Source organism: Sorangium sp. So ce381, from assembly GCF_051473845.1.
GTDB classification, from domain to species: Bacteria; Myxococcota_A; Polyangia; order Polyangiales; family Polyangiaceae; genus Sorangium; species Sorangium atrum.
The window spans coordinates 11,907,895-11,922,325 of the sequence record NZ_CP150336.1; the positions used below are offsets into that span (position 1 = coordinate 11,907,895).

At 68.5% G+C, this 14,431-nt stretch carries 12 protein-coding genes; 6 read left to right on the forward strand and 6 right to left on the reverse strand.

Annotation, left to right across the window (positions count from 1 at the left end; genetic code table 11):
• Nucleotides 1–233 precede the first annotated feature (233 nt).
• Nucleotides 234–1,472 carry a type I restriction endonuclease gene (locus WMF29_RS44640; protein WP_437326128.1) on the forward strand — a complete coding sequence of 413 codons (1,239 nt, stop codon included), beginning with the start codon at nt 234–236 and terminating at the stop codon, nt 1,470–1,472.
• Nucleotides 1,473–1,746: 274 nt separating this feature from the next.
• On the opposite strand, the gene WMF29_RS44645 is transcribed toward WMF29_RS44640, so the two are convergent.
• A complete protein-coding gene (locus WMF29_RS44645; protein WP_437326129.1) occupies nt 1,747–2,523 on the reverse strand; it encodes a helix-turn-helix domain-containing protein in 777 nt (258 codons plus the stop codon).
• 106 nt (nt 2,524–2,629) lie between these two features.
• On the opposite strand from WMF29_RS44645, the gene WMF29_RS44650 reads away from it, so the two are divergent.
• The 4 genes from WMF29_RS44650 to WMF29_RS44665 all read left to right on the forward strand — a co-directional run bounded on the left by WMF29_RS44650 (nt 2,630) and on the right by WMF29_RS44665 (nt 5,783).
• The gene (locus tag WMF29_RS44650) at nt 2,630–3,379 is read left to right on the forward strand and encodes an SDR family NAD(P)-dependent oxidoreductase (RefSeq protein ID WP_437326130.1); all 750 of its coding nucleotides are present in this window, start codon (nt 2,630–2,632) and stop codon (nt 3,377–3,379) included.
• Nucleotides 3,380–3,689: 310 nt separating this feature from the next.
• Nucleotides 3,690–4,013 carry a hypothetical protein gene (locus WMF29_RS44655; protein ID WP_437326131.1) on the forward strand — a complete coding sequence of 108 codons (324 nt, stop codon included), beginning with the start codon at nt 3,690–3,692 and terminating at the stop codon, nt 4,011–4,013.
• 238 nt (nt 4,014–4,251) lie between these two features.
• Complete coding sequence (locus tag WMF29_RS44660) at nt 4,252–4,806, forward strand: hypothetical protein (protein ID WP_437331238.1); 555 nt, start codon at nt 4,252–4,254, stop codon at nt 4,804–4,806.
• Complete coding sequence (locus tag WMF29_RS44665) at nt 4,803–5,783, forward strand: HTTM domain-containing protein (protein ID WP_437326132.1); 981 nt, start codon at nt 4,803–4,805, stop codon at nt 5,781–5,783. Before WMF29_RS44660 ends, WMF29_RS44665 begins: the two co-directional genes overlap by 4 nt.
• Nucleotide 5,784: 1 nt before the next feature.
• Here WMF29_RS44665 and WMF29_RS44670 read toward each other — a convergent pair whose 3' ends face one another.
• From WMF29_RS44670 to WMF29_RS44690, 5 genes are all read right to left on the reverse strand, one after another.
• Nucleotides 5,785–7,128, reverse strand: coding sequence for a serpin family protein (locus WMF29_RS44670; protein WP_437326133.1), 1,344 nt, complete (start codon nt 7,126–7,128; stop codon nt 5,785–5,787).
• 205 nt (nt 7,129–7,333) lie between these two features.
• On the reverse strand, nt 7,334–8,287 hold the full coding sequence (locus WMF29_RS44675; RefSeq protein ID WP_437326134.1) for a class I SAM-dependent methyltransferase: 954 nt from the start codon (nt 8,285–8,287) through the stop codon (nt 7,334–7,336).
• Between the two features lie 171 nt (nt 8,288–8,458).
• Nucleotides 8,459–10,930 carry an FG-GAP-like repeat-containing protein gene (locus WMF29_RS44680; RefSeq protein WP_437326135.1) on the reverse strand — a complete coding sequence of 824 codons (2,472 nt, stop codon included), beginning with the start codon at nt 10,928–10,930 and terminating at the stop codon, nt 8,459–8,461.
• 473 nt (nt 10,931–11,403) lie between these two features.
• Nucleotides 11,404–12,576, reverse strand: a complete 1,173-nt coding sequence (locus WMF29_RS44685; protein WP_437326136.1) for a hypothetical protein — start codon at nt 12,574–12,576, stop codon at nt 11,404–11,406.
• Nucleotides 12,577–12,764: 188 nt separating this feature from the next.
• Nucleotides 12,765–13,700 carry a LysR family transcriptional regulator gene (locus WMF29_RS44690; RefSeq protein ID WP_437326137.1) on the reverse strand — a complete coding sequence of 312 codons (936 nt, stop codon included), beginning with the start codon at nt 13,698–13,700 and terminating at the stop codon, nt 12,765–12,767.
• Between the two features lie 68 nt (nt 13,701–13,768).
• Between WMF29_RS44690 and WMF29_RS44695 the strand changes: the two genes are divergently transcribed.
• The gene (locus WMF29_RS44695; protein WP_437326138.1) at nt 13,769–14,383 is read left to right on the forward strand and encodes an NAD(P)H-dependent oxidoreductase; all 615 of its coding nucleotides are present in this window, start codon (nt 13,769–13,771) and stop codon (nt 14,381–14,383) included.
• Nucleotides 14,384–14,431: the final 48 nt, after the last annotated feature.

Sequence of the window (14,431 nt, forward strand, 5' to 3'; positions counted from 1 at the left end):
GGCCCCATCTATACGGCGCAGCCACCGGCGAGCGCGAAGTCCAGCGGGACGACGCCCGAGCGAAACCGCTGGTTCGGCCCGTGCCCAAGCGGAGAACGGAACCCAGGTAATACCTTTTACTACCACGGCGGCTACTGTTGTCGCGAGACCGCGCCGTTGACTGGCATCTCGCCGAGCGCGTAGCCTTACAGGCTTCCTAGCCAAGTATGGCTCGGCTGGAGCAGGAGGCAACGATGGCGCTTATTGACAACATGCGGCGTCTCGCGGAGCAAGTTCGGAAGAGGCTCCCAAACACGATCGGCGAAGAGGCGACCAAGAACGCTCTCGTGATGCCATTTCTTGGAGCACTTGGCTACGACGTGTTCGACCCGACGGAGGTTCGCCCTGAGTATGTGGCCGACTTCGCCAAGAAGAAGAGCAACGGTCAGTTCGAGAAGGTCGACTACGCGATCTACATCAATGGCGTGCCGGTGATGTTCATCGAGTGCAAGCCGGCCGATGCGGAGCCGAACACGCACAGCGGCCAGCTGTCACGGTACTTCAACTCGACTCCTTCCGTCAAGGTGGCGGTTGTCACGAACGGCGTTCGATACATGTTCTTCACCGATCTTGAAGAACCTAACATCATGGGCGAGCGACCGTTCTTCGAGTTCAATGTGCTCGAATTCACGGAAAGAGACGTCGAAACGCTCGATGCGTTCTCTAAGGACAACTTCGATGCCGGTACCGTGCGAACGCGCGCGGAGGACATCATCTTCACCGGGCGAATGACGGCGTACATCAACGACGTGCTCCGCAACCCGACAGAAGAGTTCACGCGCTTCATTCTCGGCGAGTTGAACATCACGACGGGCAAGCTCACAGCGAAGCGCGTCGAAAAATTCATACCGATCGTACGCAAAGCTATCCAGACAACCCTGCTCGACATGGCGACTAGATCGATCAGGCAAGAGACGCAGGACGTGGCCGTTGCCGCGCCGCCCCCGCCCCCGCCCATGCCACAGCCACCCCCGCAGGCTGCGCCGCCTGCAAGAGACTCAGCTCCGGAGCAGGCGAAAGGCGTCGTCACGACTCAAGAGGAGTTGGACGCCTACGAGGTCATTCGTCGCATATGCGCCGACTCGCCAGCGGCCAGCAAGGCCCAGGTTCACTACCGAGACGCGGTTAACTATTTCGGCATCAACATCGGGAACACGAAGAAGTGGTTTGTTCGCCTGTTCTTCGACGGCAAGCGCAAGTCCGTGGTTACCAAAGTCCCCGCCGACAGAGCAACGCTGCTCACGCCCGGATTTGAGGTCGACGTGCCGAGCGAAAACGTCGGGAAGAGCCGCGTGTACGTCAGCGGCCTGAAGGACCTCGAGCGTCTGAGGCCTCTGCTGATGCTCGCCTTCGAGGACGAGATTCGTCGCGCCGAATCTGGCGATGCTCCCGAGGAAGAGGAGTCGCCGGCTGGCGTCGCCATGCCCCACTAGGGCACCGATCACGTTGGAGTCCCGAGGAAATCAACAGAAGGCAAGAGAAACCGCAAGGGGCGCGAGGGGCGCAAGGGGAAGGCAAGAAAATAATCGGTCGGGCCTCGCAACCTATTGTATTTAGGCAACTTTCAACCCGTTTGTCCCTCTAGCAACTCCGAGTGCCACTATCAGGCACGCCCTGCCCTGACCCCACGCCGCCGTGGACGACCCGGCGACCACCGCGCAGCCTTCGCCTCATGACCGAAGACGTCGTCTCCCACGAGTACGTCCCCTACCCCGCGACGCTCACCCTCGCGTTCCCGTACCTCGCCGGCGTCACCCCGACGATCCTCCTGAAGTGCCGCGTGAGCTGGCTCTGATCATAGAACCCGACGCGCGGGGCGAGCTCGGACGCTCTCACGCCCTGGGTGAGGAGCTGCTGGGCGCGCTGGACGCGGAGGTGGGTGAGGTACATGTGGGGAGGCATGCCGATCTGCGCTCGGAAGGCGCGGCAGAGGTGGAACTTGTCGAGGGAGGCGTGAGCCGCGAGGTCGTCGAGGGTGATCGACTCGGCGAGGCGCTCGCGGAGGTACTCCATGGCGCGGCGGACGGGCCGTGTGTGGTCGGAGCGGGCGCTGCTCAGGCGGCCGAAGGTGGCGATGGCCTCGGCGAGGGTGACCTCGAGGGAGAGGCGATCGGCGCCGGCGCAGATGGCGTCGTGGAGGCGGTGGAAGGGGGCGGCGCGTTCGTCCCCGGCTTCGAGGTGGGGAATGGCGACGACCTTGCCCGCGTCGCGGGCGCGGGCGACGTCGTTCGCGGGGAGGACGACGGCGGTGAAGACGGTGGGCCCGTGGAGGGCGAGGTCACGGTGGACGTCGCCGGGCTCCTTGACGAGGATGGAGCCGGGAGGGCTGTGCCACGCGTTGCCTCGCCCCCACCAGTCGAAGCCGCCGCGCTCGATGCGGGCGACGGCGTAGTACTGCTTGACGCCGGCGCGGATGGTCTCGGTGGTCGTGCGGAAGACGCGGAGGCCAGGCACCGAAACGGGGAGCTCGACGGAGTCCGTCATGTCGGGACGGTAGCGTGCGCGGCGGCTCGGGGCTTGGGCATTCTTGGCGGATAGGTCGCGCCAAGGATCGCCTAGTGGGCGCTCGGGGCGGCCGCACACTGGGGCCATGCATGACAAACTCGTCGCCCTGGTCACCGGGGCAAACAAGGGAATCGGTCTTCAAATCGCAAAGGAGCTCGCCGGGCGCGGCCTCACGGTGCTCGTCGGGTCGCGGAACCTGGAGCTCGGGGAGGCGGCCGCGAAGAGCGTCGGGTCCGGGGCGCGCGCGGTGCAGCTGGACGTGACGAGCGAGGCGTCGATCGCCGCGGCGGCCGCGTGGATCCGGCGCGAGCTCGGGCGCCTGGACGTGCTCGTGAACAACGCCGCGATCTCGCACGCCGGCAAGCCGGGGACGCCGTTCGAGGAGCTGCTGAAGGCGAGCCGACCGAGCGTGGCGCCCGTCGCCGAGGTGCGGGCCGTGTTCGAGACGAACGTGTTCGGGGTGATCGCGGTGACCCAGGCGATGCTGCCGCTGCTCCGCGAGGCGCCGGCGGGGCGGATCGTCAACGTGTCGAGCGAGGTGGGGTCGCTGGCGAGGCAGCGCGATCCGTCGAACCCGCACAGGATGCCGAACGCGGCGTACGTGCCGTCGAAGACCGCGCTGAACGCGATCACGGTGGCGTTCGCGAACGAGCTGGAGGGGACGCGGATCAAGGTGAACGCGGCGTGCCCGGGGTTCACCGCGACGGATCTGAACAATTTCAGGGGGACGCGCAGCGTGGAGCAAGGGGCCCGTGAGCCGGTGCGGCTGGCGCTGCTCGACGCGAACGGGCCGACGGGCACCTTCTCGAACGAGGAGGGACCGCTGCCCTGGTGAGCGTCCTGAACACGGTCTCCCAAGAACCTGGATGCTCCCCCGCTGGGGTAGGTCCACGACTGCCTTGAATGGCTGCAATGCCGCTGATGCTGCGGTGCCGCAGCACGATGCTCACGCATTGCACAGCTTCACCTGGCCAACCCACAACTCAGGAATGATTGGTGCGCTGCGATCAGCAGCATGCCACCTGCCGTACCGGTCGAACTCGGCCCGTCCCCTGCATCGTCATGGGCGCACCGTCGTGCCCGTGGGCGCAACGTCACGCAACGTCGCGCCCACGGGCGCGACCGAAGAGGGAAGGAGCCGACGAATGAACCATCTGAAAATTCTTGGCGTCATCGCCGTCAGCGCAGGAGTGTGCGGGGTCTCTGCGCTTGCTTCTGCGGCGAATACGGTGCCGATCGAGAACCTGAATCTCGTCGAGGAGACAGCATCGCCAACATCGCTCGACAGCGTCCGTTACCCCTTCCGTCCGGCTATCGGCCACTACCGTCCGGCCGCCGGCTACTACCGCCCGGCCGCTGGCTATTACCGCCCGGCCGCCGGATATTACCGTCCGGCTGCGGGCTACTACCGTCCGGCTGCGGGCTACTACCGTCCGGCTACCGGCCACTACCGGCCCTATCGGCGCTAGGACGGGTAGTAGCTCTACCGTGATGGGCACGGCGCTTGGCGCGGCCATCACGGAATGTCGGGTCCGCCTTGCCGATCGCGGAGTCGAACATTACGGGCCATCGCGACGAGACATCGCACGTCAAGCGTCGCCGTCCGGCAGAGGCGCGCTCTGCGGCCCGACGGCGACGCATTGGAAACGTGGGTGGCGAAAGCGGGTGGCACGCTGCGCGCAACATGGATCCATGGGGGTGAGCTCCATGGAGGAGACAGGAAACATAGAAAAGCGCTTGCTCTTCGTGCTTCCCGCCGCTGCGATCCACCTCGGGCTGGTGATCGTGCTGGGTGTGCTGCATGTGCGCTTGCCGTATGGAGGCTGGGTGGAGCGCGCGGTGGGCTATTATGGTGCGCTCTCCGGGGCCAGCAGCGCGTATTCCTTCTTTGCTCCGAGCGTCGGACCCCTGCCCTGGGCCACCTTCGAGGTCAGGGATCGCGCGGGAACGCTGAGGACCGAGGTGCTGGAGACAGGGGCGAGCCGGGAAGCGGACCTCCGCATCAAGAATATCATCGGCATGTACTGGGATGAGCAGGACCCGGCCGCAAGGCGCTCCCTGATCGCGTCCTGGGTAGCGAAGGTGTTCGCCAGGCACCCGGAGGCGGACAGCGTCGTCGTCCGCATCGAGAGCTACGACCTGCCCTCGATGGAGGAGTATCGCGGGGGCAAACAGCCGCGGTGGTATGTCGAATATCAGGCCAAGTTCAACCTGAAGGTGCAGCTCGCCGCCGGCGAGATCCACAAAGGGGCGACGCCATGAGGCAGCGGACCCATACCCTGCTCCTGCCGAAGGCCAGAGAGGCAGCTGCGCGTCTGTGGGGCTCGATGGGGCGATTCGCGTTCGCGCCCGCGTCGGCGCGGCCCCTGGCGGCGCTCCGCATAGGGCTCGCGTCGGTTCTCCTGGTGCAGGCGGCGCTGATCGCGCCCATCGCTGACGAGCTGTACTCGCGTTCGGGCATCGTGCAGGGACAGCTCCTCGACGGGGCCGGCGCGATCGGCTTCCCCCGGATCGGCCACCTCGTGAATGCCTTCTCGCGCCTCGGGGTCGCCGAGAGCTCGGTGATCGCTGGCGTGGGTGCGCTCTACATGCTGTCGCTCGGGGGTCTCCTGCTCGGCTGGAGGACGAGGCTCTCCGCGGCGTGCGCCTGGCTCCTGCATTTGACGTTGATGATGACCGCGGAGAGGACGAACTACGGAGCAGATCAGTTCGCGAACATCTTCCTGTTCTACCTCATCTTCATGCCTTCCGGCGCTGCGCTGTCGCTCGATCGTGCCTTCGGGCGAGCGCCGCGCGAGCCGAGCGCGGCAGCGCGCCTCGGGCTGCGGGTGGTGCAGCTGCACCTCTGTCTCGTCTACCTCTCGAGCGGTGTGGAGAAGGCATTGGGCTCAGCGTGGTGGGACGGCGACGCGATGTGGCATTCGCTCATGCTGCCCGAGTACCGGCGGTTCGATTTTTCGTGGCTCGCTCACCACGCCTGGATCGCCGTGGCCGCGGGGTGGCTCGTGCTGCTCGTGGAGATCGGGTACCCGTTGTTCATCTGGCCACGTCGGACCCGGCGGCTCTGGGTGGCAGCCACGGTCGGGTTGCACGTCGGAATCGCGGTCTTCATGAGGCTCGACGTCTTCGGCGCCATCATGTCGGTGTTCACCATCGCCGCGTTCGGCGTGAAGGCAGACCCTCGACGGGCGCGAGGGCCCTCGGCTGTGGCACGCTGGGCTCGGCGTGGCGAGGCCTGAGTCAGCTCGCGCTGGGGTCGGCGACGCGGCCGACGAACAGGATGCTGCCCGTCGCGTTGTCGCGGATGAGGAACAGGAAGGGATTCACGAGCGCGAGCGACGCCGGCTGGGGCGCCGACTCGTCGCCGACGATGACCGCGGTCGCGGCTGCCGCCTCGGTGCCGGCCTCGTTCACGCCGACGAACGCCTTGTGGATGACGTCCTGGATGTAGGGCTGTCCGCCGGAGTTGATGCCGGTGAAGTCCGCGGCCCCCGGCGTGAACGCGATCTCCATCCCCATCGCCTCCAGCGTCTTCTTCAGGCTCAGCTCGTACTCGAACTTGAACCGGGGCATCGTGGTGTCGACCAGGTGCTCGCTCATCGCGCCGGCGATGCTGTCGACCTTCGCCGCGTCGAGCGACGCCTCGAACGCGTCGAGCGTGCCCTTCGCCGGCAGGAGGATCAGCATCGACAGCTCGTCCCCGTCGTAGGGCATCGCGACCGCCTGGTAGCCGTCGCCCTCGGCGTAGGGCATCTCCAGGCTGCCGCGCATCAGCGGCACCGTCACCTCGGTCCCATTGGCCGTCTCGAACGCGCCGTCCTCCGTCGCGGTGGGCTCGAACGGGGTGCGCCACGCGGCGTTGAAGTAGATGGCGTTCGTGAGGACCAGAACCGTCTCCGCGGTGATCGCCTCGACGGGCACCAGCTTTTCGATCTTGCCCTCGGTCTGGTCGCTGACCCAGCCGTTGATGAGATCGACCGACTCCTGCCGGTGGCCCACGAAGTCCACGACGCGCATTCCAGCGCCGTAGTGCAGCCCGAGCGTGTCCAGGAAGGGCGCCTCGAACGAATAGCCGATCTGTCCCCAGAGCGCGTTCACGACGTTGAGCCGGAAGCCCTGTCCGTCGGCGCCCTGGGCGCCCTGACCGCGGCTCTCGAGCTCCTGGTCGATCCAGTTGAACGCCGGGTGGAGCTTGTCCTGCCCGAGGTCGAAGCGCAGCGTGTCGGCCATGGCCGCCTCGGTCTCGCCCTTCGCGCCGGCCCACGTCATCGCGAGCGCGGTCGAGATGCTGTAGGGCGAGTAGAAGACGTTGCCGGGCTCCTGGCGGAGCTCCTGGTAGAGGTCGAGCGCGAACGCAGAGTTGCCCGAGACGAGCGCGGTCTTGTCCTCCGGAGGGATGTCCGGGCTCGAGATGCGCTGCTTGTCCGAGGCGATCACGCAGATGGCCCTGTCGGAGTCGCTGCACTCCTCGTCCCCGGTGTCGGGGTTCGGGTTCGTGTTGGGATCGGTGGACGCCTCGCAACCGAGGATGGCGGCCAGAGATAGGGCGAAGAGCGGAGCGCAGGTTCGGAGGGTTCGCTGCATGCCGCCCCGTCCAGCATCGGCCGTGCCGCGCCGGCCCCGATCGCGGGCTCGTGTGTTTCCGAGGCGAACCGCGCGGAGCGACCGAGCCGCCGCGCGCGGGGCGCCCCCGAACCCTGACATCCGGCGAACGGCTGGCCCGTTCTGGCACAAGAGGCCCTGTCAGAGCCCGGAGCTGGCTCGCGCACCAGAAACCCCGCACGGCGCCTCAGCGCGCCGCCAGCATCCAGGCCGGCGCCCACCAGTAGCGATGGAGCAGCCGGCGGTCGACGCGCGCGAAGCCGGCCTCGTGCAGCAGCGCCGCCCAGTCGTCGATGGGGTGCTCGAACGTGGTGCGGGCGGCGCCGCGGTCCACATAGCCGAAGAGCACCGGCATCAGGAAGCCCTGCGCGACCGTGTCGAGATCGGCGCCGGCGTACTCGGCCAGCCCTTCACGGTAGCGCGCGAGCACGTGCCGCGCGGTGTCCGGCGAGAGCGGCTCGTCCATGCGCGGCGCGTCGAACTCGGCGACGAGCAGCAGATCGCAATGCGCGCGCGCCCAGCGGAGGAGGGCCGGCCTCTCGGCCGGAGCGATCGCGTGCAGGCAGAAGGTCGCCTGCGCCACCGCCCAGCGCCGCGGCGCCATGCCGGGGTCGGCGGCGAGATCCTGGAGTCGCCCGCCGAAGGCCTCGAAGTCGACCCCTCGCGCGGAGAGCGCCGCGGTGCAACGCTCGAGCAGCGGCGCCGCCGGCTCCGCCACGGTGACCCGCCGGACCGCCGGCGTCAGCGCGGGCAGGAGCGCCAGACCATCGCCGGCGCCGATGTCGAGCAGATCGAACGGCGCCTCCGGGTACTGGCCGGCGAGCGCCGCGCTGGTCTCCCGGTAGAGCGGCACATTGCCGCCGCCGCGGATGAAGGCGGCGAACCCCTCCGCGGACACGTAGACATTGCGCTTCCCCTCCCGGGCGACCCGCTCGAGGTGCGCCGCGGCCGCCTGGAACAGGATGTCTCCCGGCGAGGCCTCCGCGGCGCGGGCGGCGAACGCTGCGGCGTCCGCGTAGCGCTCGTCGGAGAACGCCAGCATCGCGAGGTAGCAAAGGCCCTCCGGCGACGGCGTGGCGACGGCGGCCGCGGCTGCGTCGAGCCCGGCGGCGCGGTGGCGATCCCAGATCCTGTCCAGCATGGCTCTGCCCCTTTTTCCAACTGGTTCCCGGCGCGGAAGCGCGCCTCCCGACAGGCTACCTCGCGGGCGGGCTGGGCCGGACGATGAACGGCAGCTGCGCGGAGTACACCCGCGCCCCCGTGATGAACGTGGCGACCATCGAGTCGAAGGCGGCGTGGACGTTCAGGAACGCTACCGGGCGTGGGCGCAGAGGATGGCGGCGCCGCCGCGGCCGCACACGTCGACAGCGCCGTCGCCGTCGAGGTCGGCGAGCTCCAGCGTCATCCCGTAGCGGTCGACGCCCCAGCCCGCGACGTCGGTGTAGTCCTGCGGCAGGATCCGGCGGACGTGGTCGAAGCCGTTGCCGCTCGACAGGCCGCAGACCAGGCCTGTCGGGCTGCGGCCGCACACGTCGGCGTAACCATCTCCGTTGACGTCGCCGAGGCGGATGGATCCGTAATCGGCGCGCGACGCGCCCCAGCCGGTCGGCGTCCCGGCGTCGGCGAAATCGTTCCGCAGCGACCACCTGCGCGGGTTCTCGAAGCCGCCGCCGGCCTTGCCGGTGGCGCAGAAGATCTTGCCGCCGCCGCGGCCGCACACGTCGGCGCGGCCGTCGCCGTTGATGTCGCCGAACGCGATGGTCATGCCGTACCGCTCCGCGCCCCAGCCGAGCGAATCGAGGTACTCGGTGCCGAGCCACGTGACGGCGGGCTCGAAGGCGCGTTGCCGGTTGTTGATCGCGCACTGGATGCCGCCGGCGCCGCGGCCGCAGACGTCGGCGTAGCCGTCGCCGTCCACGTCCACGAGGCGCAGTGAGCCGTAGTACTGCGCGCCGGCCGCGAACTCGGTCGCGTTCGAGAACGACGACGTCCAGACGCGGAAGTCGGGCACGAACGCGGTGCCGGTCGCGTTCGCGGTCGCGCAGAAGATGCCGTTGCCGCCGAGGCCGCAGGCGTCGGCGCGGCCGTCGCCGTTCACGTCCCCGAGCATGAGCGTCATGCCGTGCATCTCGGTGGCCCAGCCGCGCGCGTCGCTGAACTCTTCGGTGTAGAGCGCGAGAGCGCCGAAGCTGGCGCCCCCCTGGTTCAGGGCGCAGTAAACGCCGTCGGGGCGGCGGCCACAGACGTCGGCCAGGTGATCGCCGTTCACATCGCCGAGCCGGACCGAGCCATAGTAGAACGAGTAGAGCCCGTAGCGGCCGGACGCGTCGCTATCGCTGAGCAGGCCGCCGCTCGTCCAGGCGGCCACCGGGCCGAAGCGCGGGGTCCAGCTCTGCTGCGGGACGACCTCCAGGCCACCGCCGCTCGCGGGCTGCGCGACGCAGTCCCAGACCTGGACGACCGTGCCGTTGGCCGGATCGGCGCCCCTCACGTCGAGGCACTTGCCGTCCAGCCCGCGCAGCATGCCGTCGCTGGTCAGGGTCCACTTCTGGCTGGGCACGTCGGCGCAGTCCCAGATCTGGACGGGCGTGCCGTTCGTGGTGTCCGCGCCGAGGAGATCGACGCATTTGTTCGCGCCGGCGAGCTGGATCTTAGCGCCCGTGAGGGTCCATTTCTGATGCGGCACGTCGGCGCAGTCGCGGATCTGGAGCGTGGCGCCGTTCGTCGCGTTGCCGCCCGGGAGGTCGAGGCACTTGTCCGAGAGGCCGGCGAGCCACCCGTGGGCATAGGTGACCTGGGCGCTCGAATACTGGCTGCCCCGCCATGAGCCGTGCGCGCCGTCGCCGTAGGTCGAGCAGTCGCGGATATTCTCGTCGTGCTCCGCATAGGTGCAGAAGACGTCGGTCTTGTCCGCCTTCTGCCGCGCCGAGAGGTTCTCCTCCTCGTTCGCGATGTTGTAGTCGCGGTGGACGACGAGCTGATGCGCCCCCGCATAGGCGTGGTGCGCGTTGAACGCGAACTTCCCCGCGTGGATGTGATCGGGGTGGCCGCCGCCGTACAGGTCGCTCAGGTCCTGGATGTGCATGCGCGTCGGGCCGAAGCTCTGCACGAGCGAGCGTAGGACCGCGCCGAGCTCACCCTTCGTGTAGGTGGTGCCGGCGCAGCTGCCCCAGGTGCCGAGCACCGGGACCGTATAAGCGCCCGTGGCGTCGTTCCACAGGTTCCTCAGGCTCGTGTTGCCCGGGCGGTTACAGTCGGTATCGCCCGAGGGGGAGGGGAAGCCGTCGCCGCTGCCGCCGTTGGGCAAGCGCAGGAAGACGACGGAGACGCGCTGGTTGCCGTCGAGCGTGAAGCGATAGGTGGGTTTTCCCTGTACCGTGTCGACGCTTTCGGTCCAGCTGTTGACCACGCCGGCCATGAGCGCATAGGCCTCGCGGATGCCCGCCTCGCGCCCGTCCTTCCAGTAGGCGCTGGTTTTGCCGGCGTCGCCGGCCGTGAGATAGACGGTGCGTACGGTGTGCCCGGCGCGGATGCTCTCGGGCACGTCCGGGCTCATGAAAAGCAGGTCGTCGTCCTCGTGGGCGACCATGTAGAGATCCCTAAACTGGGGCCCTGTGGGGAGCGTGAGCGCCCCGGCGGCCTCCCCCGATTCGTCGTCCGGCGCGTCGTCCTTGGCGGCGTAGCACCCGATGGCGAGCGAGCTCGATCCGAGCAATCCAACGAGGAGGACGCTGCGCGCTGCGGCGCGCTGCCAGCAAGAGGGAAATTGGGTCTGTTTCGACATGGCCACTCCTGCCTTTGAGCCCGCGGGTCGCGAGGCGAGGAGACACAAGAGCATGATGCGTGCCCCTGCGATGGACGTGGAATTGGCGAGGATCCTGCGGGATTCTGCGGAGAGCGGGGACGAGGAGGGCTCGCTCAGCCGGCCAGTGGCCGGCAGGTGGACTGGCCGCGTGGAGCGAGGCTGCGCAGCATGGGCAAGAACAGGCCGCGCAGGTGTGGAACGTACGGTGCCATCTGAATCATTCAACCCTACAACTGCGCCAGTGCTCCGGTGAGCATTTTACCTCTCCGGAGGGGGCTCGACAGGCTCTGGTCTGAATTTCAATTCTCCCGGGAGGCTCTCGGCAGCCTCCGGCCGGTGGTCCGAGCGGAGCCTCGGCGCCATGCGGCAAGGGCGTTGTCATCGGGCGGTCACGCGGCGCGGGGGGCGTCTTCGGCGGCCGCAAGACCGGCCCCCGGATCGACCTCCGCCGGCTATGCGAGCATCGAGTAACGCTGCTCGGCCGCGAGGCACGGGGCCGGGTCGAGCCCGAGCTCGCGGCGGACGATGTTCGCGCCGCGCACCAGCGACACCATCTTGTGAAAGGCGTGCATCCGGCTCATGCCCTGCCGGCCGAAGCCGCAATCGCTGCTGAGGATCAGCCGCTCCGGCTCGATGAACCGGAGCGCCTTGCGGATGAGCGCCGCGACCTGCTCGGGGGTCTCCACCTCCAGGCTGCGGTGGTGCACGACGCCGATGCAGACCTTCTTGTCCTTGCCGACGGCCTGACCGATCGCCGGGAGCGCCGCGCCTCCGTCGCTCGCGGCCTCGAAGGTGATGACGTCGACGTCGAGCCGGTCGAGCAGCTCCAGCGCGCCCTCGTAACCGCTCGTCGCCACCTCCACGCGCTGCGCCGCCGGGTTGCCCCAGCACGTGTGCACCCAGACCTCGGTCTTGTCGCGCAGCCCGGCGACCTCGCGGTTGAACGCGTCGATGTAGAGCTCCGTGTCCAGCTCGGCGCCCTGGTCATGACCGGCGATGTAATGGAGCAGGGGCTCCTCGAGCTGGACGACGGGGCACCCCGCGTCGGCGACCTCGTGCAGCTCCTGGTTGAGGCTGTCGGCGATCGCGAAGAGCAGCTCGCGGCGGCTCGCGTAATGCTGGTTGAGGACGACGACCTCCAGGAGCTGGCCGCAGCAGGTGCCGAATTTCATCGGACTGTGGGTCATGCGCTGCGCCGCCTTCCAGACGCGCGCGTACTCCAGCCCTCCCCGGCCGACCGGGCCGCGAACGAAGAAGGGGAGGCGAGCCTCCATCACCTCGTGGAGGATGTCGCCTGCGGCCCTCTCCCTCGGCGACGTCCAGGGCTGGGGCCGGAGCCCGGGATCGTCCAGGCCCTCCATGCGCTCGGCCAGGTAGCTGAACCAGGAGCGGCCGCCGACATCCATATCGAAGCGGGCGTCGCCGTCGGTCAGGATATCGAGGCCTGCCCGGATCTGATCGGTGATGTGCACGGCGAGGGTGTCGGTGTACTGCTCCCTGAACACGAGATCGGCCATGGCCATCGAGAACCTGCGGCCCGCGAGGTTCGAGACATACCATGACGGCCGCGGCAGAGAGCCGGTGATGGTCGTGGCGAGAGGCGTGTGCTTCGTTGCCTTGATCATGGAAACCTCGTTCGCGTGCGCCTGCAGCGCGCCGCGGATGCTAGCCGAGAAGACAAGCGTGAGCGAGCCGACACCTCGGCCATGCCTGCACAGCCTGGTCGCTCAGGAGCCGTGTGCTCTCGAGCAGCGCTCGATCCTCAGCGACAGGCCTCAGCGACAGGGAGGACCACCTGCGCCGGCGATGCGGCTCATCGCGAGCGCAATCGCGCCCGCGCGCGTCGCGGGGCGTTCAGGAACTGGAGGTGCTCTTCGAGGGCGCTCCACACGGCGGCGATGCGCGGCACCCGGCGCAGGCCGCGCGGCGTGACGAGCCAGAGCTCGAGCACTGGACCTGCGGGCAGGCCCAGATCGAGCTCCACGAGGTCGTCGTCCAGATCGAGCGCGCTGCACGGCAACACGGCGGCGCCGAGCCCCGCGCGCACGGCCTCGATCTGGGCGACGTAGCTGCTCACGATGAGCTTCGGGGCCTTTTTTACATGCCGCTTCTGGTAGTCGTCCTCGACGGTGGGGGTGCGGCCCAGATCGACGCCGATCCAGTCGAGCTCGTCGCGGCCCTTCTTGGAGAGCCTGCGGTGGGCGATAGGCACCGTGGGCAGGGTGACGACGCGCGCGGCCACCAGATCGCCGCTCTTCGGCCGGAAGAAGCGCACGGCGATCTCGGCCTCACGATGGCCCAGATCGGCCACCTCGTAGCTGGTCAGCAGGTGCAGCGACACGCGCGGGTGCCTCTCGGCGAGCGCCGGGAGCACGCGCGGAATGACGCCGTGTACGGCGATCGACTCGGTGAGCGCCAGTCGGACCCTCCCCTCGGCCTCCCTCTCGTGGCCGCTGGCCTCGCGCACGAACTGGTCGGCGCCGGCCTCCATCGACTCGACGTGGCGACGCAGCTGCTCGCCGAGCGGGGTGAGCATGGAGCCTCCCGGCAGCCGATCGAAGACCGCCACCCGGAGCGTTCGTTCGAAGGTCGCCATGCGCCGGCTCACCGTGGATTGCTCGATGCCGAGCTTGCGGCCGGCGGCCGAGAAGCTGCCGGCGCGCGCCACCTCCAGGAAGAGGCGCAGATCGGCCCAATCCAGGTCGGCGAGCGGCCTGCATGCGGGCGGGGACGCGGGAGAGCGAGCCATGCATCCACGCATGGCACGCCTGCTCAGAACCGTCTACCCGGACGCTGCTGCATGGGCAAGATCAACGCATGCACCTCGTCATCCAAGGTCACCCAGCCCCCGACAGCCTGAGCGACGCGCTCGCTCGGGCCTACGCCAGCGGCCTCGAACGAGGCGGAGCCCGCGTCGAGCTCCTGGCCCTGCGCTCGCTCACCTTCGATCCGCACTTGCGCGCTGGCTTCAGCGGTCAGCAGGAGCTCGAGCCCGATCTCCGCCAGGCCCAGGCCACCATCGAGCGCGCGAGCCACGTGGCCTGGTTCTTTCCCACCTGGTGGGCAGGGCCGCCCGCGCTGGTCAAGGGCTTCATCGATCGCACCTTCTTGCCAGGATGGTCGTTCGCCTATCGAAAGCGGAGCGCGCTGCCCGAGGGGCTGCTCGCCGGCCGCAGCGCGCGCGTCGTGACCACGATGGATAGCCCGGGCTGGTGGTACCGATTCTGGCACTGGCGCTCCGTCCACACCTCGTTCATCAACGCGACATTGCGCTTCGTCGGCTTTGGGCCCGTCCGCGAGACCACCTTCTTCGATCAGAAGACGCGGACCCCGGAGCAACGCGCGGCATGGCTCCGGGAGATGGAGCGCACCGGCGAGCGGGATGCGCGGCAATTCCCCGCCAGATCCTCCCGCACGCTGGCTGTTGCGTGAAGGTCGGTTGTGGGGCATTCGGGGGGTGCTGGGGTCTTTTGCGGAGCT

Bases quoted from the DNA above. Each gene is read 5' to 3' on its own strand.
- WMF29_RS44640 (WP_437326128.1), top strand. From the start codon at position 234: ATGGCGCTTATTGACAACATGCGGCGTCTCGCGGAGCAAGTTCGGAAG.
- WMF29_RS44645 (WP_437326129.1), bottom strand. From the start codon at position 2,523: ATGACGGACTCCGTCGAGCTCCCCGTTTCGGTGCCTGGCCTCCGCGTC.
- WMF29_RS44650 (WP_437326130.1), top strand. From the start codon at position 2,630: ATGCATGACAAACTCGTCGCCCTGGTCACCGGGGCAAACAAGGGAATC.
- WMF29_RS44655 (WP_437326131.1), top strand. From the start codon at position 3,690: ATGAACCATCTGAAAATTCTTGGCGTCATCGCCGTCAGCGCAGGAGTG.
- WMF29_RS44660 (WP_437331238.1), top strand. From the start codon at position 4,252: ATGGAGGAGACAGGAAACATAGAAAAGCGCTTGCTCTTCGTGCTTCCC.
- WMF29_RS44665 (WP_437326132.1), top strand. From the start codon at position 4,803: ATGAGGCAGCGGACCCATACCCTGCTCCTGCCGAAGGCCAGAGAGGCA.
- WMF29_RS44670 (WP_437326133.1), bottom strand. From the start codon at position 7,128: ATGCAGCGAACCCTCCGAACCTGCGCTCCGCTCTTCGCCCTATCTCTG.
- WMF29_RS44675 (WP_437326134.1), bottom strand. From the start codon at position 8,287: ATGCTGGACAGGATCTGGGATCGCCACCGCGCCGCCGGGCTCGACGCA.
- WMF29_RS44680 (WP_437326135.1), bottom strand. From the start codon at position 10,930: ATGTCGAAACAGACCCAATTTCCCTCTTGCTGGCAGCGCGCCGCAGCG.
- WMF29_RS44685 (WP_437326136.1), bottom strand. From the start codon at position 12,576: ATGATCAAGGCAACGAAGCACACGCCTCTCGCCACGACCATCACCGGC.
- WMF29_RS44690 (WP_437326137.1), bottom strand. From the start codon at position 13,700: ATGGCTCGCTCTCCCGCGTCCCCGCCCGCATGCAGGCCGCTCGCCGAC.
- WMF29_RS44695 (WP_437326138.1), top strand. From the start codon at position 13,769: ATGCACCTCGTCATCCAAGGTCACCCAGCCCCCGACAGCCTGAGCGAC.